This window comes from Nostoc sp. UHCC 0870 (assembly GCF_022063185.1).
Taxonomy (GTDB): Bacteria; Cyanobacteriota; Cyanobacteriia; order Cyanobacteriales; family Nostocaceae; genus Trichormus.
In genome coordinates this window covers 557,364-579,622 of record NZ_CP091913.1, presented here as the reverse complement: position 1 = coordinate 579,622, position 22,259 = coordinate 557,364, and the positions used below count along the sequence as shown (strand labels likewise).

The 22,259-nt window shown below is 40.3% G+C and carries 20 protein-coding genes; 5 read left to right on the top strand and 15 right to left on the bottom strand.

Annotation, left to right across the window (positions count from 1 at the left end; translation table 11 throughout):
- The first annotated feature begins 6 nt into the window (after positions 1–6).
- A complete protein-coding gene (locus L6494_RS02480) occupies positions 7–540 on the top strand; it encodes a Uma2 family endonuclease (protein WP_237991291.1) in 534 nt (177 codons plus the stop codon).
- A 122-nt stretch (positions 541–662) separates the two neighbouring features.
- Here L6494_RS02480 and L6494_RS02475 read toward each other — a convergent pair whose 3' ends face one another.
- From L6494_RS02475 to L6494_RS02465, 3 genes are all read right to left on the bottom strand, one after another.
- Complete coding sequence (locus L6494_RS02475) at positions 663–836, bottom strand: hypothetical protein (RefSeq protein WP_237991290.1); 174 nt, start codon at positions 834–836, stop codon at positions 663–665.
- Between the two features lie 10 nt (positions 837–846).
- Positions 847–1,143: a hypothetical protein gene (locus L6494_RS02470; RefSeq protein ID WP_237991289.1), complete on the bottom strand. Its 297-nt coding sequence runs from the start codon at positions 1,141–1,143 to the stop codon at positions 847–849.
- A 71-nt stretch (positions 1,144–1,214) separates the two neighbouring features.
- Entirely contained in the window at positions 1,215–3,215 is a 2,001-nt protein-coding gene (locus L6494_RS02465; protein WP_237991288.1) for an ATP-binding response regulator, read from the bottom strand.
- Between the two features lie 641 nt (positions 3,216–3,856).
- Here L6494_RS02465 and tsaB point away from each other — a divergent pair.
- Complete coding sequence (gene tsaB, locus L6494_RS02460; protein WP_237995762.1) at positions 3,857–4,510, top strand: tRNA (adenosine(37)-N6)-threonylcarbamoyltransferase complex dimerization subunit type 1 TsaB; 654 nt, start codon at positions 3,857–3,859, stop codon at positions 4,508–4,510.
- 556 nt (positions 4,511–5,066) lie between these two features.
- Positions 5,067–5,759, top strand: a complete 693-nt coding sequence (locus L6494_RS02455) for a Uma2 family endonuclease (RefSeq protein ID WP_237991287.1) — start codon at positions 5,067–5,069, stop codon at positions 5,757–5,759.
- Positions 5,760–5,821: 62 nt separating this feature from the next.
- Here the strand turns inward: L6494_RS02455 and L6494_RS02450 are convergent, their stop codons facing one another.
- A complete protein-coding gene (locus L6494_RS02450; protein WP_237991286.1) occupies positions 5,822–7,105 on the bottom strand; it encodes an aspartate aminotransferase family protein in 1,284 nt (427 codons plus the stop codon).
- Between the two features lie 149 nt (positions 7,106–7,254).
- On the opposite strand from L6494_RS02450, the gene L6494_RS02445 reads away from it, so the two are divergent.
- Positions 7,255–8,319: a potassium channel family protein gene (locus tag L6494_RS02445; protein ID WP_330911063.1), complete on the top strand. Its 1,065-nt coding sequence runs from the start codon at positions 7,255–7,257 to the stop codon at positions 8,317–8,319.
- Between the two features lie 15 nt (positions 8,320–8,334).
- Here the strand turns inward: L6494_RS02445 and L6494_RS02440 are convergent, their stop codons facing one another.
- The 11 genes from L6494_RS02440 to L6494_RS02390 all read right to left on the bottom strand — a co-directional run bounded on the left by L6494_RS02440 (position 8,335) and on the right by L6494_RS02390 (position 20,248).
- Positions 8,335–9,366, bottom strand: coding sequence for an L-histidine N(alpha)-methyltransferase (locus L6494_RS02440; RefSeq protein ID WP_237991285.1), 1,032 nt, complete (start codon positions 9,364–9,366; stop codon positions 8,335–8,337).
- Positions 9,367–9,917: 551 nt separating this feature from the next.
- Positions 9,918–10,994 carry an RNA-guided endonuclease InsQ/TnpB family protein gene (locus tag L6494_RS02435; RefSeq protein WP_237991284.1) on the bottom strand — a complete coding sequence of 359 codons (1,077 nt, stop codon included), beginning with the start codon at positions 10,992–10,994 and terminating at the stop codon, positions 9,918–9,920.
- Positions 10,995–11,076: 82 nt separating this feature from the next.
- Positions 11,077–11,643 carry a methylmalonic aciduria and homocystinuria type D protein gene (locus L6494_RS02430; protein WP_237991283.1) on the bottom strand — a complete coding sequence of 189 codons (567 nt, stop codon included), beginning with the start codon at positions 11,641–11,643 and terminating at the stop codon, positions 11,077–11,079.
- A 358-nt stretch (positions 11,644–12,001) separates the two neighbouring features.
- Entirely contained in the window at positions 12,002–12,208 is a 207-nt protein-coding gene (locus L6494_RS02425; RefSeq protein WP_237991282.1) for a glycogen debranching protein, read from the bottom strand.
- Positions 12,209–12,279: 71 nt separating this feature from the next.
- Positions 12,280–12,921 carry a MotA/TolQ/ExbB proton channel family protein gene (locus tag L6494_RS02420; protein ID WP_237991281.1) on the bottom strand — a complete coding sequence of 214 codons (642 nt, stop codon included), beginning with the start codon at positions 12,919–12,921 and terminating at the stop codon, positions 12,280–12,282.
- A 98-nt stretch (positions 12,922–13,019) separates the two neighbouring features.
- Positions 13,020–14,927 carry a sensor histidine kinase gene (locus tag L6494_RS02415; RefSeq protein ID WP_237991280.1) on the bottom strand — a complete coding sequence of 636 codons (1,908 nt, stop codon included), beginning with the start codon at positions 14,925–14,927 and terminating at the stop codon, positions 13,020–13,022.
- Positions 14,928–15,020: 93 nt separating this feature from the next.
- Positions 15,021–15,890, bottom strand: coding sequence for a substrate-binding domain-containing protein (locus L6494_RS02410; RefSeq protein WP_237991279.1), 870 nt, complete (start codon positions 15,888–15,890; stop codon positions 15,021–15,023).
- A 144-nt stretch (positions 15,891–16,034) separates the two neighbouring features.
- Positions 16,035–16,778: a DevA family ABC transporter ATP-binding protein gene (locus tag L6494_RS02405; RefSeq protein WP_237991278.1), complete on the bottom strand. Its 744-nt coding sequence runs from the start codon at positions 16,776–16,778 to the stop codon at positions 16,035–16,037.
- Positions 16,779–16,881: 103 nt separating this feature from the next.
- Complete coding sequence (gene devC, locus L6494_RS02400; protein ID WP_237991277.1) at positions 16,882–18,048, bottom strand: ABC transporter permease DevC; 1,167 nt, start codon at positions 18,046–18,048, stop codon at positions 16,882–16,884.
- Positions 18,049–18,159: 111 nt separating this feature from the next.
- On the bottom strand, positions 18,160–19,452 hold the full coding sequence (locus L6494_RS02395) for an ABC exporter membrane fusion protein (RefSeq protein WP_237991276.1): 1,293 nt from the start codon (positions 19,450–19,452) through the stop codon (positions 18,160–18,162).
- Between the two features lie 211 nt (positions 19,453–19,663).
- Positions 19,664–20,248, bottom strand: a complete 585-nt coding sequence (locus L6494_RS02390; protein WP_237991275.1) for a TetR/AcrR family transcriptional regulator — start codon at positions 20,246–20,248, stop codon at positions 19,664–19,666.
- Positions 20,249–20,693: 445 nt separating this feature from the next.
- Between L6494_RS02390 and L6494_RS02385 the strand changes: the two genes are divergently transcribed.
- Positions 20,694–22,055, top strand: coding sequence for an NAD(P)/FAD-dependent oxidoreductase (locus tag L6494_RS02385; protein WP_237991274.1), 1,362 nt, complete (start codon positions 20,694–20,696; stop codon positions 22,053–22,055).
- Positions 22,056–22,259 lie beyond the last annotated feature (204 nt).

Below are 22,259 nucleotides of genomic sequence, written 5' to 3'. Positions count from 1 at the left end.
AATTTTATGAATCCACTTATCACTACCCCACTCGCCCAGTTTCTATCTCAACCCAACATTGAATCTTCTCCGGCATGGGAGTTGATTAATGGGTGTGTAATCCAAAAGCCAATGCCGACCCTCTTTTACTCGCGCCTACAACGCAATCTAGTTAATTACATCAATCAACATACCGACGAGTTTGAGGCTGTGCAAGAGCTACGCTGTTTGGTGCCTCCCTATTCACCTGTACCGGATATTTCCATCATTGCGATCGCACGTCTTCCCGATCAAGACGGGCCATTCAATGGCGCACCAGACTGGTTGATTGAAATTCGATCGCCCGACCAAAGCACCCTAGACTTACAGAAGAAGATTCTCCATTGCTTAACCAACGGCACACAACTCGCCTGGTTAATTGACCCAGCCAGTCAACAAATTTGGGTCTGGCAAGGGGATAACTTACCGATGGTTTGTTCAGGAGGAGAAGTTTTGCCAGTGTTGGGCAATCTACCGGAACTCACAGTTAATACTGTAATGGCAATGACTCGCCGGCAATAATAACGTTACGCTTGCCTATGTCTGTTCTAATTTTAACGTGACTTCGATGACCTCTCCCCAACCCCTCTCCGACGCGGAGAGGGGCTTAAATATCTGGAAAGCTCAACGAAAAATTAAGGTTTTTAAGCCTCTACTCCACTTGCTTCAAGGAAAGATTGAGGTAAATAGCGATCGCGCACTGTGCTGTAGGCGATCGCCAAATTAAAAACCTTGCCGTGAGCAAGATGCGATCGATCGCCTGACTGATTGTCTCTGTTAAAGTGCGATCGCGCAGCGTGCCGCAGGCAATCGCCCATTATTGTGGTGCTATTCCCAAGTCGAAACGTCTCGCAATACATCAGGAATTTCTCCTTGGGATAGGGGAAATTCTAAGATAGTTTCTCTATAACCTAGGTATCCAGATTCTGCAAATGATAACAGCATTCGCGTCAGTGCTAGCCATACTTCTGGCTCATATTCCCAATCACGATAACGGGTAGAACGACCAGCAATTGAACGCAATGCCCAAAAATAAGAGTTTCTAACTACAGAACCGCCTTTTTTAAACTCTGGTAAGTCTTCATGGTGCAAAAAAAGCACTTGATTGTCAATTTTAGCTCTCATAACTTTGACAAACAATTGCGAATTGTTTTAACGCTGTATTCATTTTGACTTTTGACTTCCGCGTAGTGGTACTATGCTCTTTTCTCTAATAGATTCCTTTGCGGGGTTTTCGATGTCTGGGAGAGTATATTGTGTAAAGTTTCTAACAATTCCTTTTGTGTGTAGGGTTTAGCAAGAAACTTTTTCACTCGCACACTTTTTGTCAGTTGATGACTACTTACCAAACCACTGACACCAACGATATTGACCAGGGAATTAATTTTTTGTAAAGCGCGAATAGTGGCACTACCATCCATAGCAGGCATCATCATATCCATTAATACCAAGCTAATTTTATCTTGGTGTTGGGCATAAAGTGCGATCGCTTCCATGCCGTCCTCAGCTGTCAATACGCTATAGTTATAAGCCTCTAAGGACATTTTGGTAGTCTCCAGAATTTTGGCTTCGTCATCTACAACTAAAACTAATTCGCCATTCCCTTTGAGTAGTTCCAGGTCTTCTAAAGATGAGTTTGCTGCTGCCTCGACTGCTGGTAAAAATACCTGGAATTTTGTGCCTTTTCCGACTTCGCTGTACACTTTTACAAAACCATTATGGCTTTTGATGATGCCCTGTACTGTTGACAGACCTAGCCCCGTACCTTTGCCAACGTCTTTAGTCGTGAAAAAAGGCTCAAAGATTCTATCTAATATTCCTGGTTCTATACCGATACCTGTATCTGTAATGGAAATTACAATGTAATGTCCGACACTAGCACCAAGATTCATCCGGGCATAATGTTCATCAATCAATAAATTTTCGGCACAGAGACTTAAACTACCACCTTCTGGCATAGCATCACGAGCATTAACTACTAGATTCATCAGTACCTGATGCAAATTGGTAGTATCTCCAATTACCGTCCAAAGTTCTGGTTGAATATTCGTAGAAAATTCAATAGATTTGGGAAAGGTTTCTTGGACAATTTGCTTGATTTCTGAGAACAGGTAGTTAACTTGTACAATTGTGCGCTTACCTTCAACGCCACGGGTAAACTGCAACACTTGCTTGACCAAAGCTGCGCCACGTTTAGCGTTAGATTCTATAGTTTTAAACATCCGTTGAGAGCGATCGTCAACGTTGGGGAGTTTTATTTGTAGTAGTTGCGCGGCTGTTAAAATGGGAGTCAATACATTATTGAGGTCGTGGGCAATACCACCAGCTAGCGTACCAATACTTTCTAGTCGTTGAGCGCGTAAAAATTGACTTTCGAGTTGTTTTTTCTCTGTAATGTCTGTATTCACTGTGAGAATTGATTGCGGTTGACCATTTTTGTCGCGCATCACATTCCAGCGACTAGCAACAATAATTTTTTTACCTTGTCGGGTGACTTGATGCAATTCACCATACCAAAAATCACACTCAGCCAAATTATTCAAGACATTTTGTAGTTGGGGAAGAGTTTCCGGTAAATACAGTAACTGATGAACATTTTTACCAATGACTTCTTGTGCTTGCCAGCCATATAAATTTTCTGCGCCTTTATTCCAGAAACATATATGCTCATTAAAGTCTCTAACAAGCACTGCATCTGTTGTAATATCCAGTAAAGCTGCTTGTTCTCTTAATTTATTTTCTGCTTGTGTGCGCTCCTCAATCTCCACTTCTAAACGTTGATTTTGTGCTTGCAGTGTTTTTGTCAGGTTTCTTAGTCTGAGGTGGAGTTGGAGGCGGGCTAAAACTTCTTCGTGTTGTAGTGGTTTAGTGATATAGTCTACTGCACCAAGACTTAAAGCTTTGACTTTATCTACTGTTTCCGAAAGAGCAGTCATGAAAATGACAGGAATGTCTTTTGTTAATTCATTACTTTTCAAACGATGACAAGTTTCAAAACCGTCTATTCCTGGCATGATAATGTCTAAGAGAATCAAGTCAGGAGGGGCGTATTCGGCTGTAGCCAAAGCACTTTCACCATCCTCGGCAACTAATACTTTATATCCAGTATTAGCTAAAAAATCAAAAAGCATTTCTAAATTTATGGGAGTGTCATCGACGACAAGGATGACACCTTGTTCAAGTGAATCAATATTCATGTAATTTGTGTTTTTTTGATTTTTTTAAAAAATGTTTAAAAATGGTTAGAAAATCTACAATTTGCTGGCCTTGCATTGCAAAATTTAGCAAAACTGTGAATCATTAGACCTCTTGCAAAAGTCCGAAAATGAGATGTTTCGCTCAACATGACAGCTTAAGTATTTATGTAAGAGGTCTATTGAATCGGTGGAGTAGCCAATTGCAAGTTTTAGATTTGAGGTTGTGGATGACTATCTTTTGGTTTTTGTTTAAACTTTCTTTAATCTTGATAAATCTATTGCAAATTTAAGTGAAATTGTAATGTTTCTCAAAGATAATTTAACTACTGAGACAGAATTAATTACACAATTTTTTTTTGCTTGTATCCAGTGCCTTAAGTAGATAGTCATGGCGATCGCTTTTCTTTGATCCGCAATGCTACCAGAAATGAGGTGCTACCTCGAACGCACCCTACTTGTAGCGTTTCTTGGTTGAGTGAGGTGCAAGAACCCAACCCACCAATGAATGGAATTGTATCCGACTATTATTATCCGCAAGAAAACAGGGAAACAATAAAAAGTGATAGGAGGTATCCTAAATTTTTTCAAAAATCACAGAGGATTCCTATATTATTTTTAGAACATCAATATTTTAATTGACTTTGACTATACAACTAGAATACCTCACACCCACAAAATACGCTTTATCATTGCATACCACTACTCCCGAACTGGGTTTAGCAATTAGTAATTTTGCTGGGGACACTCGTTCTCAGGTTTGGGAATTAGGACGGGACTTATCGAGTTACGTACATCAATATTTAATCGAATTTATAAAACCAAAAACTTGGACAGACTTAGGGTTTCTGGCAGTTGCTCAAGGCCCTGGAGGTTTTACAGGAACGCGTATTGGTGTTGTTTTGGCTCGGACTTTAGGACAACAATTAGATATTCCTGTGTTGGGAATTTCTACCTTAGCGGCAGTTGCTTGGTCTTATGCTAGCAAAAATCAGGAGGCTACAGCGATCGCAGTGGAAATGCCAGCGCAACGAGGACAGGTTTTTGGTGCGATTTATCAACCTTCTCCCGATAATTCTGGCTTAATCACTTTATTGGCTGACACTGTTTTTACCCCAGAAGCATGGCAAGAAACCCTGGCTAACTGGAAAACTGACTATCAGTTAATTGTTGCCAAATCTGGATTAGCCGCAACTGTAACTAGTATTTTAGAACTAGCTTATTTTGATTGGCAATTGGGTAAGCGTCCTCATTGGTCGGAGGCTTTACCTTATTATGGGCAGCATCCGGTAGTTTAGGGGATAGGGGATAGGGGACTGGGGACAGGTGACAGGTGACAGGTGAAAGATAAATATTTTTGTTGTCTGTTGCCGGTGTCCTGTTTATTTTTTAACAATCCTTGTGGGAAGTCCCCCAGTGGAGTCTTCGTAACTGGGGGATGAAAGCAAGGGCGGGTCTTGATTACACAACGAGAATGTGGGAAAATACTCATGGTTGTTGACCCACCCGACCGTATTGAACAGAGAGGCTAACTTCAAAGTAGGTGTACGAACCTTGCCGCAGATAAATCGGTAGATCGGGGAATCTGAAAACCTAGCTGGTTGACCATTGTCGTAAATCCAAGGCGAGTAGGACGAAAAGTAATCAAACTGTCCCAGGAAGTGGGATGGCTGCGCGGGTTATCCCTTGAGGAGATAAACGGTGTAAACCGAGAGACGCTGTGTAAGACCAATCTGTACTTGTACAAGGAGGCAACGGCGAATGAGACGCGAAGCCCCAGACGTAGCGCAAGCGGAGTCTGTGGGTACTTCACTTGACAATGATATTAATAGTTAAATTGCTGTGGATCAAACTATGATGACACGTCCTAGCGCAGTTATCACTCCTCTCTCAACTCTTCCGCCTTTGGAAAACGGTGATAAACTCACCCGTGTAGAATTTGAGCGTCGTTATGATGCTATGCCTGAAGTTAAAAAAGCGGAACTGATTGAAGGAATTGTTTATATGGCATCTCCGTTACGTTTCAGAAGTCATGGCAAACCTCATGCTTATATCATGACTTGGTTGGGCCTATATGAATCGGCTACAGATGGGGTAGAGTTGGGTGATAATGCAACGGTGCGCTTAGATGCAGATAATGAACCTCAACCCGATGCTTGTTTGCTCATTACTAATGGAGGACAAGCACGTATTAGCGATGATGATTATATTGAAGGTGCGCCAGAGTTAATTGTGGAAGTTGCCGCTAGCAGTGTTTCTCTGGATTTACATGACAAGTTAAAAGTATACCGCCGCAATCAGGTGCAAGAATATTTAGTGTGGCGAGTTTATGACGGTGAATTTGATTGGTTCAAGTTACAGGAAGGAGAATATATCCAGCTTGCACCCAATGCTGATGGTCTGATTTGCTCTCAAGTCTTTCCAGGTTTATATTTAGATATATCAGCATTATTAAGCGGAAATTTAGCTAAAGTCTTAGAAGTTTTGCAGCAAGGTTTGACAAGTACAGAACATCAAAGTTTTGTAGAAAATTTCTCCAGTAAGTAGGCATCATAAATGGTGTTTAAAGACGCGATGGATCGCGTCTCTACATGAGGAAGGATATGGATTTACGCCGTTACAGTTGCGATCGCTTTCTCTAAAATTTGCAAGGCAGTATTTACTTCTGCCTCTGTGACAATTAACGGCGGTACAAACCGTACCACTTTTGGCCCAGCTGGTACAAGTAATAAACCTTCATTGATGGCAGCTTTGACGACTTCCGGCGCAGTTAGCGGGATGTCTGCTGATAATTCCATACCGTTAATTAAACCCCAACCCCGCACCTCAGTTATATGATGGGGATATTTAGCGGCGATCGCACTTAATCCAGCCCGTAACTGTTCGCCTCTATCTTGCACGTTCTGCAAAATATTTTCTTTCTCCAAAGTTTGGCAAACACTTAACGCCACCCCACACGCAAAGGGATTACCCCCAAAGGTGCTGGCGTGTTCCCCTGGTTGGAACACATCGCAGAATTTCTTACTCATCATCGCCCCAATGGGGATACCACCACCCAAACCTTTGGCACTGGTGAAAATATCTGGTTCAACACCGAGATGTTCATAACCCCAGAGTTTACCACTGCGTCCCATACCAACTTGCACTTCGTCGAACATCAACAAAATGCCAATTTCATCGCAGAGTCGCCGCAGTTTTTGGAAGTATTCTACATCTCCCGGACGTACACCACCTTCCCCTTGCAATGGTTCGATGAGAACGGCTGCAACGCGATAATCACCCTCATCCAACTCAGTCACGGCAGTTTCCACTGCACTGATATCGTTATAGGGGACGTAATGAAATCCAGGTACTAGGGGATCAAAGTATTTTTGATACTTTGCTTGCCCCGTGGCGGTAATGGTTGCCAAAGTCCGCCCGTGGAAACTGGCGTTGGCTGTAATGATAATAGGGTTTTCAATGTCTAGAACTGTATGGGCATATTTACGCGCCAGCTTAATTGCGGCTTCGTTGGCTTCCGCGCCAGAGTTGCAGAAAAATACGCGATCGGCGCAGGAATGTTGAATAATCCATTCGGCTAATTCCCCTTGTTCGGGGATGTAGTACAAATTAGAAACATGGTGCAGCTTTTGGATTTGGCGTGTCACCGCTTCTACCATTGCTGGGTGGGCGTGTCCTAGAGTGCAAGTAGCAATTCCAGCGACAAAATCTAGATATTCCTTGCCTTGGGTATCCCAAACACGGCATCCAGCACCCCGTTCTAGGGCAATGGGAAACCGGGAATAGGTAGACATGACAGCTGAGTCAAAGCTATCTGTACTAAAGGGGTTAGATGCAACAGAACCTGACTCTGGGGGGTTTGCGCCTTGCTCAAGTAGAGTTTGTAGGCTCACTACCTCTCCTCCTAAGAATTTTAGATCGTATACTTACTTACTAGTTTCCTAGAAAATCTACAAAATTGCTTTGGATTTACGGCATCTCATCTTTCACTTGGGTCTAACATTATATATCCTCAAAGCATGGGTAGTGGTGAAATATAACTTTGTATTCAACTCTTGAGCAAAAGTACCAACGAATTCAAAAAGAATTAATGGCCGGGGCGATCGCTCTCGGCGGTGTTTTTTTGATTGGCACTTTATGGTACAAGTTCGTAGAGGGCTGGTCATGGGCAGATGCGGCTTACATGACTGTTATCACTTTAGCGACTGTGGGATATGGTGAAACAAATCCCTTGGGTAGCCGAGGACGGTTGTTTACTATTGCCTTGATTTTGTTAGGTGTGGTCAATATTGGTTACATTGTCAATAGATTTACAGAAGCAGTAATTCAAGGCTACTTTCAACAAGGCATTCGACTAGGACAACAGAGGCGGTTAATGGAATCTCTATCACAACATTACATCATCTGTGGATTTAGTCGGACAGGTCGGCAAATCGCCAAGGAATTTCGTTCTGAAGGTGTCCCATTTGTGGTGATTGATTCAGAACAGGAATCTATCGATAGGGCGCAAAATGAAGGACACATTGCATTTCAAGGGGATGCTACCTTGGATGATACATTACTGAAAGTGGGGATTGAGCGAGCCATTTGTTTAGTTGCGGCTCTCCCTTCTGATGCGGAAAATTTATATACTGTTTTATCTGCTAAGACTTTGAATCCGGGAATCCGGGCGATCGCACGAGCTAGTACAGAAGAAGCGTTGCAAAAGCTACAGCGTGGGGGTGCGGATGCAGTAATTTCACCCTATATTACTGGTGGAAAGCGGATGGCGGCTGCGGCTCTCAGACCACAGGTTTTAGACTTTGTGGATGGGATTCTCACGGGTGCAGACCGCCAACTTTATATGGAAGAATTTTTACTTGACCCAGCCTTTTGTCCCTTCGTCGGTCAAAGCTTGCAAAAAGCCAAACTGCGATCGCAAACTGGCGCGTTGGTGTTAGCTATCCGCCGTCTCGATGGTAATCTTATTGGTGGTCCAACCGGCGACACAATTTTAATATCGGGAGATACGCTAATTTGTATGGGTACGGCTGAACAATTACGCGACCTGAATCAAGTTCTCGGCCCTATTAATTCCCAGCATATGCGTAAACCTAAAAGTAGTTGAAAACTTGCAGGTGAATTACTTGGCAACCTGACAAATCGCCATAATATGTGATGAGTATTTGTTAGTAGTATAGTGGGATAGTTGTAGTCCTGCCTGTTCTATTTCTTGCAAAAGTTCAGGTATTTCATGCTTATGATGTCGCCAAATAGTAATTTCTTCACCTTTAGAGAAGGTAACATTTTTATCTATTCCTTGATAATTAAAATTAATAGTATAATTATGACAAAATTTCATATTAGCAACGACACTATCTATTGCCAAATCATACTTTCTTATAAGTTCACAATCTTCATCTCTAATCCCTAGATTATTTTTAATCCATTCATATATTTCTCTGGCATGATAACCACAACCACCTCTGGCTTTTTCATCCCATGTTGAGTTAGAACCAATTTCGTTAGTAAATACCAAGAAATCATTTTTACCCATACTAGCTTTGAAATTCTTGAAGACTTTTATTCTGTTTTGATGATTGCCAATTGTCACGCCTAAGTGTAAAATTACATTGGCTGTAGTGTAAATTTCAGTTTTATCATTCATCAAATCTGGGGAAATACAATTATTTTCTATATCAATTGCTTGACTGACAAACTCAATTAAGGGAAACCATTTCTGAAAATTTTTTCTAGAGACTTTTAATAATTCATCACTCACATCTAAGGCAACATATTTATTAATTCTATTTAATTTATTCAATCTAGAAATAAAATTTTTAACAGGATATGAATTTCCTGAACCTACATCTATAACATTTATTTTCTCAGAACTTCGGGAATTAGAATTAATATATGCAAAATTATCCTTTAACAAGTCAATTTCTACATTTGACGTTCGATACCATTTGGGAATAATATATTTGAGATAAAAATCATCCCAAATTTTTGCACCTCTACCTTTGTAAGAATATTTTAAGGGAATCTCTTGTCTGACTTCTAAAGCATAAATTATTTCTAAAATTTCTGCTTCTGAAAAAAGAGAGTAGAATTCAAAAATTGGCTTGGCTGTAAAACTGATAGCAGTGGAAATATCTGAAGAATTTTTAGCCATTATTCTGATTCTATACTAGAAAATTACATAACAATCAGTATACAGATTTATGACCTGCGATAATATCCCAAATTATCTTTTGATGAAATTGGGTTGTTTCCTAGTATGGGAATATTACAAAATTAAATTCCTCAATTTTACATCCAAGATGATGAGCAGATTTCTTCTCCTACCTACTCACTAGACCTTTTACATAACCCGCATTTCTCACCAATTATTGCAACCTCAGTCCAGAGTCCGTAGGGGCGGGTTAAGCGAAATATTCGTGAATGATTTGAGCATATCTGTGAACCCGCCCCTACTGTTTGTGAGAAATGCGGGATAAATGCTGAAGCTGTCATGTTGAGCGAAGCGAAACATCTCAAAGACTATACATTTCATTGAGAATGACACATCTCATTTTCGGACTTTTGCAAGAGGTCTACTCAAACGATTGATTTTTTCTGCTGTTCATTTTGGATTGCTTACCTGCTATATAAATCCTAGACAAGTCTAGACATTTATTTCTTACTTCACTGGGAGCATGGGAGCAGTTATCCCTCAGTAAGCTTTCAAGGTTTAGCCAACCTCGATAAATTTATTGCGGCGTTGAAATCCCTGTCCATTGAATGACCACAACTACCACAGTTATAGGTTCTTTCTTTAAGGGGCATATCTTGAATATGTCCACAATTTGAACAGGTTTTACTCGATGGATACCAACGATCTGCAATAATTATTTCACAACCAAACTTTTTAGCTTTATATTCCAACTGCCTTTTGAACTCATGGAAACCGCAATCAGCAATGACTTGGGACAATTTATGGTTAGATAACATCCCCGAAACATTTAAATCTTCTACTACTATTTTTGCGTGGTTTTTGCATAAGAAAGTAGTGATTTTGTGAAGAGTATTTTTTCGGAGATTAGCTACCCTAGAATGATGTTTAGCGAGTTGAATTTTAGCTTTATGTCTGTTGTTAGACCCTTTGCTTTTTCTGGCAAACCTTCTAGATAATCTTCTCAGTTTTTCTAGATTAGTTTTGTAATGCTTGGGATTAGGAAAAACAACACCTGTAGAGAGTGTTGCCAGTTCCTTGACACCTAAATCAACGCCAACAACATCGTGTTGCTTAACGGTTGGTTCATGTTTCTGCTCGTAAGCGAAGGCAATAAACCAACTATCAGCAGTGCGTGATATTGTGATTGATTTACAGGTAGTGTGCGGCAAACATTCGTAAGTTCTTACCCATCCGATTGTAGGTAGCTTTATTGATTTACCGCCAACGGGAATAGGTTTACCGCTAGCATCAATAGTAAAAGAATCATGATGCCCTTTCTTTTTAAAGTTAGGATATCCACCTTTTCTACTAAAGAATCTAGAGAAAGAATCACCAAGATTATCAAAGGCATATTGAGTTATTTTCTGACAAATTCCCTTTTCTTTAATCCAGGTAAACTCTGATTTGACGTGGTTGTTAAAGAACTTTTTTAGGAGATATTTGTTAGGCTTTAATCCATCTTTATAAAGGTTGTTCCAAGTAGCTAAACCCCAATTATAAGTAAACCTCGCAATACCAGCGTGTTTACTCATGATGATTTTTTGGTTTTGACTTAGTTTTAGCTTTGTTTTGATGGATAAAAGCATTGCTCGACCTCAACACTGTATTGCTTTCTTGTCTAAGCTTGTCATATCTTGTAGAGGTTTGTCTATTTATTTGTCAACTAAGTTATTGCTCCTCTTTAACTTCTTGCCACCCGTGCATGAGTGCTACACTTTTGATTACCAATTCCAAAATGATTGGCGGTGCGGTTGAGATAAATATACTGGGATAAACAGATGTCCCCCAAGTGGGATGAACTAACAAACGGCATTTATTTTTCAATACAGGGTAGTTAAGTAAAGCCTTAACAACGGCTGTGTCATTGTGAGGTATTTCCCCAGGACGAGAAAATAGGGGGTAGCCAGTACGGGGGTCGATGAGGTCAGCTAAATAACCGCGATCTTGCAGATTAAAGGCTAAGTCACAGCCAAATCTCATAAAGTTGGCTCGCAAATGTTCTTTTTCTGTTTCTGTTTGTGGGGTAATCTTCACTAAGGGATATCGCGATCGCTGTAAAACAATCACGACCCAAAATAGAGGTTGTTTTTGCCAATCTGGTAATATCCGATCGCGGTTGGCACAGATATACTGACTGGGAGCATGAATCGAAATTTGAACAGCTTGTCCCGTTTTGCCAACCAAACTAATGGGACTGCTTGGTGTTGCAGCGTAAACTTTAGAATAGTTCACCACATTGATTCGGTTTCTGCAAATTTGTAATTGATTCTTTAAAATTGATGATAACTCTTAATAATTACAAAAAATCACCACAAGATCAGGAAAGTTTATTTTCCTATAAAACTATGGCGAATAAATTGTAAAATCTTAATCTAGTGTTTATTTTTTATTAACCTCAACTGATCTGCCTAGTACCGCTACGCGTAAGTGTTTCGTTGATTTGGAATGCTTGGGTTATTTACGCCGTACTGTACTAGTAAATCAAGCCAAATCAAAAAACGCTAGAAAAACCTTGATTGATCAACATCTTACAGATTTGTCTGTGGGATCAATCCAAAATCCCCAATCTAAAATCCCAAATCGTTTGACGACGCTAATCTAGTTTTAAAGCATTAACTGGGACTTCATCCCAAGAATCAACCGTCCGCAAACGTGCTAACCAACCTGATGCCTTTTGTATATCAGTTAAATTCCCCTCAAATGACTCATGGCAATCTTTAGCCTGAGATTCATCACAACAGGCGATACACGCGTGAATCATACCAGAGGGATCAATTTGCTCATTTACCCAGATGGTCATAGACTATTCTCCGAAAAACAATTTATTTTTTTAATATACTAATTAAGGGTAAAAAACTGAATTATTTCTAGTCAAAACTTATCTTTTCGTTCATAACGACGGCGGTAAAGTAATTCTAGCTGTCCACCGTATTCTTGAATCCAGGCTATGTGACGCTGATAAAGTCCCCGGAACGTATTAGCAAACAACAGTGTAAATATCGCTACAACTAATCCTGATGCTGTAGACACCAACGCTTCACTAATACCTGCTGTAACATCTGCGGTTTTTGTCCCGCCTACATCACCGATATCTAGAGACGCAAAGGAAGTAATTAATCCTAAAACCGTACCCAGCAGACCTAAAAGCGGTGCTAAACCGATGATTGTCTCAAAAATATTTTGGAAGCGTTTCAGTATTGGTATCTCAGCTTGCGCTTCACTTTCTAAAGCCAGTCGAAAATCCTCTGGGGTTGCGTCCTCTAACTCTAAAGCCGCTAAAAAAATCCGGGCGATGGGTAAATCTGTATTTTGCTGTAACTTATCTAAAGCACTAACGACATTATCTAAACGGTAAAGCTTGAGGACTTCTTGGACTATACGGTTTTGTTTACCAGTGATTTTTACCCAAAAGCGAATTCGTTCGATAATCAAGGCTACTGCTAACAGTGAAAATCCCAGCAGAGGCCACATGACCACGCCACCGGCTGTAAATAAATTATTAATAATTGCCATCTACTGTCACTCACTTCATCAATGCAAACTCAGGTTAGCAGATTACTGGAGAAAATCAAAAAGACAGCCCATCTTATAGGCTTTATGCAGTAGCAGTATTAACGAATAGGAAGAGTAATAATAAACTCTGTTCCCTGTCCTGGGAATGAAATACACTGTAAAGAACCACCATGTTTTTCAGTCATGATCTGATAGCTAATTGATAAACCCATACCAGTCCCCTGACCAACAGCTTTAGTTGTGAAAAATGGTTCAAATAGGCGTGCTTGGACTTCTTGTGAAATTCCTGTGCCGTTATCAGCAATTTTAATGACAGCGTTTTTATCCTCCTGGGTAGAAGTAATGTGAATTAAAGGCTTAGGACAAAGCCCATTATAGAAAGCCTCTTCTAAGGCATCTATGGCATTGGCGAGAATATTCATAAATACTTGGTTCAATTGTCCTGCAAAGCATTGAATTAGTGGTAGTTCACCATACTCTTTGACTACTTGGATTTGAGGACGTTTACTTTGTGTTTTGAGCCGATGTTGTAAAATTAACAAGGTGCTGTCAATGCCTTCATGTACATCAGCCGTTTTAAATTCCGCTTCATCTAAACGAGAGAAGATTCGCAAGCTGAGGACAATTTCACGAATGCGATTAGCTCCCATTTTCATAGAAGACAATATTTTAGGCAAATCTTCGGTTAAATATTCAATCTCAGCTTCCTTGTGAGCCTGTTGAATTTCTGGTTCTGGATGGGGGTAATGCTTTTGATAGAGTTCCAGTAACCAAAGTAGCTGCTGAGTGTAATCATCTGTGTACTTGAGGTTGCCGTAGATAAAATTGACTGGGTTATTGATTTCGTGGGCAATACCTGCAACTAACTGTCCCAAGGATGACATTTTTTCCTGCTGAATCAGTTGTGACTGGGTAAGCTTGAGTTTTTGTAAAGTACGTTTGAGGGCGATATTTTTTTGGCTCAGTGCCTGTGTTCGTTCGTCTACTTGTTGTACTAGGGTTTGGTTATAAGCTTCTAATTTTTGGTGTGATTCGTATTGTTCTGCTAGTAGTCGCTTAACTTCTTGAATCAACTTATTCAAGGACATGGCTAAAATGCCAACCTCATCTTTAGTAGTGACGGAGGCTTGCAGGTCAAAGTTAGAGTCTTGAGTGACTCGTTGTGCAACCTGAGTTAAAGCTTGCAGGGGACGAGAAATTGCCCGTCCAATCAAAAATCCTATGACCGCTACAACGCTACTTCCGAACACATATAACACCCCCAAACGCCGCCATAGTTTCCATTTAGCCACTTCTAGGGGTGAAATGGGATATAAAACTGTAGTTGTTAAAGACTGACTCGCTCCTTTAAACAAGATACTTTTGGCTAAATATTTCTGATTTTGAAACGTGATTTGTGTCACAGGTAAATCAGGAGGAGGAATTTCCCAAGTTCCTTGTTTTGCTTCTCGGAAAGTTGCTGCAACTAACTGATTGTGTCTCTGGACTATCAGATGTTTGGAAGAACCAGCAGCAATTTTTTTTAGTAGGGTATCATCTACTTTTTTCCCAATAATCATTCCTCCCAAGAGTCCTGCTGATGATTTAATACTATTGCTTACTACTTGCAGAACCTGTTGACCACCTTCCACATCTACTAAATCCATTAAGCGCGCGCCACTGCTAGCACTACTGCTAATTACTTTGTCTAGTAGTTCAACTTGATGTAGTGATTTACTGCGTAAATCTATCAAGACATTACCCTGTAAATCTACTACCTTGATCCAATCTAATTTCAATACAGACTGAAGTGGGAGTAATTTTTGCAACAGTAAACCTTGGTCACGCTGTTCAATTGCTTGATAGAGCATATCCCGATCAGTCATCAGATCAATTTGAGTTTCTAAAATTTCTTGTTCAAACCGTAAATCTTGATCAACTCGTTCGGCAAAATCTTTGATGTTTTGACGGAAAGTCTGCTCTAGACTATCTGTAAACCAATATCCTAGTGTGACTAAGCCAAGCATAAATACACTCAGAGACACAGCAAGAAGCGGTATCACAATTTTTTGACTAAGATTCAGCCGCCTAAAAAATATCTGCATGGTATATGATTAAATTTATTTGGCAGGGACAAAGCCATTTTTTTCTAGTATTTTGTTACCTTCCTGGCTGAAGATAAAATCAATAAAGTCCTGAGTATATTTTGAAGGTGTTTTATCCCAGACAATGCCTATATGACGCACCATTTTGTATTGACTAGTAGTTAGTTTCTCTGCTTTAGGAGCAACACCATTGAGACTGAGGTAATTGACTGGTAATTTATTGACCAAAGAATAAGCTAGAGAAAAAGCACCGATTGAATTAGGCGTACTCTGTAAGGTTGCGATTAATTCTCCCTCTTTATTCAAGATCACAGCTTTACTTGTAGTCTTTTCTTCTCCCAAATAATATTTTCTTAATAGCTTTTTCGCTGATTCGTCTTCTGGTCTATCCAATAGAATAATCTTGCCATTAGACCCCCCTAACTTTTGCCAGTTGGTGATTTCACCTCTGTAAATTGCTTTTAATTGCTGGGTTGATAGGTTACTAACACCCTTAACGCTGCTGTGGGTGGCAACAACTAATAAATCTTGTGCTATTTCACGATATTGAATTTGACCGTTATCTTCTTTTGGGTTCAGTTTGTGGCTACTACCAGCAATATCAATAATGTCATTCTTGAGAGATGCGATCGCTCCTTCAGATTGGCTATTAGAGATAAACTCAATCTTGATTGTTTGATCTTTGGCTTGATATGCTTTTGCCAGCAGTTCTAATACGAATTTAGTTGAACTAGAACCACCTATTTTGATAATTTTTTGAGATTGAGAATCAGGCCGCGGATTAAATTTACTAGTATCTTTGGAATTAAGTGATACGACAGTATTACAACTAGATAAACCAAATAGGACGCTAACAATAACGATGAAGTTAGTAATCTTGTTCATGAATGAGTCAGCAAATAGATAAAAAACAGTATTCGGTATCATCCTTTACTGTATAATATTCCCCAACGCTGACTAAAAGTAACCCCTGGATCAATTACCAGCTAAAAGAACACAGATTTTTTATATCGGAGGGCAATAACTTTACTACATCTTGGCGGTAATATCCAAATCGTTACTTTTGAGTTGACCATCTTCCATATATATAATTCGGTCAGCAATATCTAAGATGCGGTTATCGTGGGTGACAAGCAAAATTGTACAATCTTGCTCTTTGGCTAGTTTCTGCATTAGTTCTACAACATCTCGCCCAGATTTTTTATCGAGTGCGGCTGTAGGTTCGTCTGCTAAAACAATTTTAGGATGACTAACTAAAGCACGAGCGATCGCAACTCGTTGTTTTTGTCCCCCAGAAAGATTTTCGGGGTAGTAATTTACATGATCTCCCAAGCCAACGTGTTCTAGCATGGCGATCGCTTTGGTGTTGATATCCTGATTTAAATACTGATCATGCAATTCCAAAGACATTCGCACATTTTCTTTGGCTGTTAAAAATGTCATCAAGTTATGCGCTTGGAAAATATAACCAATCTGGCGACGTAATCTAGTTAATTGTTGTTTATTCGCACCGCAGATTTCCTTTCCTAAAATTTTCATGCTCCCTTCTTGAGCAGAACGCAAGCCACCCATGAGAGTTAAGAGGGTAGTTTTACCTGAACCTGAAGGACCAGTCATAATCACGATTTCCCCAGCTTTAATCTCTAAATTAATGTCAAATAATACTTGTTTCCGTAGTCCACCTGACCCAAAGTAGTGATTAAGTTTCTCTACAGAAATCACGGGTTCAGAAGCAGAGGAATCGCTGATTTCTGGTGTAAATTCTTGCAGCATAGGGTGATAAAAAAGGGTTAGATTAATTATTTCCTCTGTGTCTTTGTGTCTCTGTGGTAAGAATAAAACCACAGAGGCACGGAGACACAGAGTTTTTGGACTGTTAGAATACGTCGGCGGGGTCGGCGGAACGTAGTTTTCGCATGGCGATCGCGCCGGAAAGGCTACACATGATAATGGTAAGAATAAAGACGGTGATTGCCCGATCTAATTTCATGGCGATGGGTAACATGGTAGCAGCGAAGGTGACTTGATATAGCCCAATAGAGAGAATGTAGGCGGGAAGATATCCCAGGCAGGCTAATAATAATGCTTCTTGTAGTAGGGTGAGGAGTAAATAGCGATCGCTGTAACCCATTGCTTTGAGGGTGGCGTATTCTGGTAAATGTTCAGAGACATCAGAGTAAAGAATTTGGTACACAATCACAATACCGACAATAAACCCTACACCTACACCCAAGCCGAAAATAAAACCAATACCTGTACCATTTGCCCAATATTCCTTTTCAGTTTGAGCAAAGCCTTTTGGTGTTAAGACTATGACATCATTGGGTAAACCTGCGGCTAGCTGCGATCGCACTTTTTCCGCATCTGCACCAGATTTTAAAGTAATTAACCCAACTTCAATTCGGTCTGGTTTCCGTTCTGGAAATAGTCTTAAAAATGTAGAATCACTGGTAATGACATTACCATCAGCCGCAAAGGAAGCACCGTTACTAAATACGCCTTTAACATCGATAGATATATTATTTAATTCTGTTTGAAATTGGCTATTTTTCTGAAAATTCTCACCAACCGCGCCATATTCTGGACGACCGGCTTGATCAAATAAGACTTGATTTAACGGTTTGATTAAATCCTGATTTTTTTGGACTTCAGGAAACTTAAACGCAGATGTAGCCGGATCAATACCCCAAACTAAAATAGCCCGATCCTGTCGTGTTTCAGGATTCCGCCATTGTCCAGTTCCAATATATAATCCACTGACTGACTGCACACCTTCATAACCCAATGTTTGATAGAGTCGTTCTCTGGAAAAACTTTTGACGGAAAATAAGGTTTGAAATTGCGGATTAATTAACACTAAATCAGCTTGTAAATTCCGATGGGGTTGAATAGCAGCATCAAACAACGCACTTTCAAATCCGAACTGAATAAACATCAGCATATCAGCAAAGGTAATACCCGCAACTGCTACTGCAACGCGAGTTTTTTCTTTCATCAATTGCCGCCATGCTAGCGGTGTTTTACGAAACATTTTAGATAACATACTATTATTAATTCGTAATTCGTAATTCGTAATTCGTAATTCAGACTCGTAAACTCTCGCCTATCGCCTGTCACCTGTCACCTGTCACCTGTCACCTGTCACCTGTCACCTCTACAACTCAATAGCTGTTTGTACTTGCAAGTTAGTTAAACCTGCAACTTTTTTGCTGTCTTCAGGAGTCAGGCGAATTTTGACTTCTACAACTCGGCTGTCGAGGTTTTCTCCTGGTTGGTTGCTAAAGACGTTTTGGCGGTTGACTTGCAAGCCAATATGAGCAACTTCGCCGCGCAGTTCTCCAGTAAAGGCTTGACCGGTAATTTTGGCGGTTTGTCCTAGTTTGACTTTGCCGATGTCGGTTTGATAAACTTCTGCTACCGCCATCATTTGTGCGGTTTGGGCTAAGTCTGCAATGCCGTTATCGCTAATTTTTTCACCGACTCGTGTATGAATATTGAGAATTTGACCAGTCATTGACGCTCTAATATAAGCTGCTTCTAGGTCTGTTTGAGCGCGTTTGAGTGAGGCGATCGCATCCTCAACTTCTGCTTGTGCTGCTTGCACGTCCACAGGACGCACTTCGGCAATACTGGTAAGTGTGGCTTTGGCTTCGCTAACTTGCTTTCTACTGGTGGTGTTAATGCGGTTGAGGGCAAATTTGGCTTCGGATAGTTGTTTGCTGGCGGTTGTGTTAATCCGGTTCAGCACTGCTTTGGCTTCGCCTAGTTGCTGTTTGGCTGTTTCTACACTCAAACCTTTACTATCAAAGACTGAATTAGAAATTGCCCCTTCTGAATATAGCTGTTGATAACGTCGATATTCTGCTTCGGCATTATTCAGTTCTGCTTCCCACTTTCTAATTGTGGCAGCTTGGGCGATTCTGTCTCCTTGCCATTGTGCCTCAATCCGGGCGATCGCTTCTCGTTGTTCTGTGATGTCTCCTTGCGATTGGGCTTGCAAGCGTTCTACACTGACTTGCTGTGCTAAAACATCCCCTCTTTTTGCTCCAGCTTTGACTTGATTGAGTTTGGCTTGCGCTACTCTCACTTGTTTTTCAGCTTGGAGTACAGCCGTTTTTAAGCGGGAGTGAGAGTCTAAAATTGCTACTACTTGCCCAGATTGGACGGTATCACCTTCTTCTACAAGGATTTGATTCACGCGATCGCCATCTAAAACCAAGGGTGCAGATAACTTAATGACTTTGGTTTCTGGTTCTAATCTCCCTAGAGCCGTAATTCTAGCTGCGATCGCTTCAGCTTGTACAGTGCTATCCGATGCCGCAGTTTTACCAATTTGACCAAACTGAGAAACTACATAAAAAATAATTCCCGTAGTTACAGCCGTAGCCACAATTAATAAGACAATTAAACCTTGATTCGCTGGTTTAAATAATAATTTATGACTCATATTCCCCTCATTAACAATTCAAAATTAAAAATTCAAAATTCAAAATTAAAGACAGTTGGAGTTAGGGATTTAAACCCCAACTCAACTGATACTACGTGTAGACCTAGGGGTCTTAAACCCTTGAATTTACGATAAAAACTCATTCCTTCTTCTCTCTGTGTCTCCGTGCCTCTGTGGTTTAAAATTTCTTACCACAGAGACACAGAGAACCTTATTGAAAAACTGTTACCTTGTGTCCTAAATAAGCCGTGATCATTTTGCCTAGCAATGTACATTGCTCAACAAAATCAATCGTTTCATTACACCAAAGCTTTTCTAAAATTAAGCCATTTACTAAGCTCAATACAAAGGAAGCAAGGGCTGTATCTTGTACACCTAATACCTCACATACTGCCTGTTGATAATTTCTATTAGCACGTTTGAATACATTATTATTTCTTAATTCATTAATGTCTTGGTGCTGACAAAAATCCACCCAAATATATGTCCATTTAATCAAGTAATCTTCGTTTTTTACTAAATATTTTCCCAAGGCTGTCATCGTCTCTTCCAGGGTTTTTGAACCCCTCATTTCAGCTAAGGCTGCACTCACATCTTGTTGGCTAATTTCTTCTACTAATTGCTCAAACAAAGTCTGTTTACTAGGAAAGTAGTGATACAGCGTCCCTGTAGAAACGTTTAAACCTTGAGCAATTTCTCTCATGGTGATCGAACCATAGCTTTTTGTAGCAAATAAATCAAAACACTTACCGAGCAGTTCTTTGCGGTATTGCTCATGATCCACAACTTTAGGCATAATGTCTTTTTTATATCGAACGCTCGTTATTTTTAGTAAACCTTAGTTTTTGGTTTTCGTCAAGAACTGATAAGTAAAATGAATCAAGGTAAAGGTTATGCCAGCTTTTTATTAAGAGGCAATTTGAAATTTTGTAAACTTAAATATTTACATTTCTCAATGTAAGCTGTACTGATATCAATGTCAATATAGATACTTTGTCTGGGTGATGTGATGGCTTTACTATAATTTTGCATTACAACTGCATAACGCCTCAAAACCATGCAGATAGATACTACCGGAATATAGATAGACAAATTGTGTAAGTTTCATAACTAAAAAATGTAGCTTTAATCACTTTAATAACTTTTTTATATGTGCAGAGTGAACAGAAAATATTGTGACAATTTTGATACAAATTTGTTAAGAATAGTTACAGCGTTCGTAACACAAGGAAATTTTTCTTATGGTAGATGCACTTGACAACAAACCACCTCATCAAGTAGTGATTGTTGGAGGTGGTTTTGGTGGACTTTATGCGGCAAAAGCACTGAAGACAGCTAAGGTAGAAGTTACCCTGATTGACAAACGGAACTTTCACCTATTTCAGCCACTACTGTACCAAGTCGCCACCGGGACGCTATCACCAGCAGATATTTCCTCACCCTTGCGTGCAGTCTTGAGCAAGAGCAAGAATACAAAAGTGTTGCTAGGAGAAGTTAATGATATTGACCCAGAAGCACAACAAGTAATGTTGGGTGATGAGAAAATACCCTACGATACCTTAATTGTGGCTACAGGCGCGAAGCATTCATATTTCGGTAAAGATAACTGGGAAGAATTTGCGCCAGGTTTGAAGACTGTAGAAGATGCAATTGAAATGCGTCGGCGAATTTTTACAGCCTTTGAAGCCGCAGAAAAAGAAAAAGATCCAGCAAAACGCCAGGCTTGGTTGACTTTTGTGATTGTGGGTGGAGGCCCTACCGGGGTAGAATTAGCAGGTGCGATCGCTGAGTTGGCATACCAAACCCTCAAACAAGATTTCCGCAACATCGACACCACAGAAGCGCAAGTTATTCTCCTAGAAGGATTAGATCGAGTTCTCCCACCCTTTGCGCCAGAATTATCACAGGAAGCAGAAGCATCTTTGCAACAGTTGGGTGTGGTTGTCAACACAAAAACGATGGTAACGAATATTGAAAATGATATTGTTACCATTAAACAAGGCGATGAAGTTAAAGAAATTGCCTCCAAGACTGTATTATGGGCTGCGGGTGTGAAAGCCTCCGCAATGGGGAAAGTCTTAGCAGAACGCACAGATGTAGAATGCGATCGCGCCGGACGAGTTATTGTAGAACCAGACTTAAGTATTAAGGGACACAACAATATTTTCGTCGTGGGAGACTTAGCTAACTTCTCTCACCAAAACAGTAAACCCCTTCCAGGTGTTGCGCCAGTCGCCAAACAAGAAGGTGAATACGTCGCCGCATTGGTGCAAAAACGTTTACAAGGTCAAACTCTGCCAGCATTTAACTATACTGATCACGGTAGTTTAGCCATGATTGGACAAAATGCAGCCGTTGTAGACTTAGGCTTTATGAAGTTGAAAGGCTTCTTTGCATGGTTATTCTGGCTAGTAATTCACATCTACTTCTTAATCGAGTTTGACAATAAGTTAGTAGTAATGATTCAGTGGGGATGGAATTATCTCACTCGTAATCGTGGCGCAAGATTGATTACAGGTCAAGAAACTTCTCTAGAAGTAAAAACTGTTAACCATAGCAGTAATTACCAGCCTACAGAAAAGAGGCTACCAGTTAATGTCTAGGATTTTTGCTTCATTAGGGGTGTAAGGGTGTAAGGGTGTAAGGGTGTAAGGGTTGAAGGGTTGAAGGTGTTGGACGGGGATTGAAAAACAACCCAACACCGTTACCCCAAAGAGCATGGCTTTTAACCCAAGGGTTAGCTTGGCTGCTCTTTCTTCCCCCCACACCCCTATACCCCTATACCCCTATACCCCTATACCCTTATA

Bases quoted from the DNA above. Each gene is read 5' to 3' on its own strand.
- L6494_RS02480 (WP_237991291.1), top strand. From the start codon at position 7: ATGAATCCACTTATCACTACCCCACTCGCCCAGTTTCTATCTCAACCC.
- L6494_RS02475 (WP_237991290.1), bottom strand. From the start codon at position 836: ATGGGCGATTGCCTGCGGCACGCTGCGCGATCGCACTTTAACAGAGAC.
- L6494_RS02470 (WP_237991289.1), bottom strand. From the start codon at position 1,143: ATGAGAGCTAAAATTGACAATCAAGTGCTTTTTTTGCACCATGAAGAC.
- L6494_RS02465 (WP_237991288.1), bottom strand. From the start codon at position 3,215: ATGAATATTGATTCACTTGAACAAGGTGTCATCCTTGTCGTCGATGAC.
- L6494_RS02455 (WP_237991287.1), top strand. From the start codon at position 5,067: ATGATGACACGTCCTAGCGCAGTTATCACTCCTCTCTCAACTCTTCCG.
- L6494_RS02440 (WP_237991285.1), bottom strand. From the start codon at position 9,366: ATGGCTAAAAATTCTTCAGATATTTCCACTGCTATCAGTTTTACAGCC.
- L6494_RS02435 (WP_237991284.1), bottom strand. From the start codon at position 10,994: ATGCTTTTATCCATCAAAACAAAGCTAAAACTAAGTCAAAACCAAAAA.
- L6494_RS02425 (WP_237991282.1), bottom strand. From the start codon at position 12,208: ATGACCATCTGGGTAAATGAGCAAATTGATCCCTCTGGTATGATTCAC.
- L6494_RS02420 (WP_237991281.1), bottom strand. From the start codon at position 12,921: ATGGCAATTATTAATAATTTATTTACAGCCGGTGGCGTGGTCATGTGG.
- L6494_RS02415 (WP_237991280.1), bottom strand. From the start codon at position 14,927: ATGCTTGGCTTAGTCACACTAGGATATTGGTTTACAGATAGTCTAGAG.
- L6494_RS02410 (WP_237991279.1), bottom strand. From the start codon at position 15,890: ATGAACAAGATTACTAACTTCATCGTTATTGTTAGCGTCCTATTTGGT.
- L6494_RS02405 (WP_237991278.1), bottom strand. From the start codon at position 16,778: ATGCTGCAAGAATTTACACCAGAAATCAGCGATTCCTCTGCTTCTGAA.
- devC (WP_237991277.1), bottom strand. From the start codon at position 18,048: ATGTTATCTAAAATGTTTCGTAAAACACCGCTAGCATGGCGGCAATTG.
- L6494_RS02395 (WP_237991276.1), bottom strand. From the start codon at position 19,452: ATGAGTCATAAATTATTATTTAAACCAGCGAATCAAGGTTTAATTGTC.
- L6494_RS02390 (WP_237991275.1), bottom strand. From the start codon at position 20,248: ATGCCTAAAGTTGTGGATCATGAGCAATACCGCAAAGAACTGCTCGGT.
- L6494_RS02385 (WP_237991274.1), top strand. From the start codon at position 20,694: ATGGTAGATGCACTTGACAACAAACCACCTCATCAAGTAGTGATTGTT.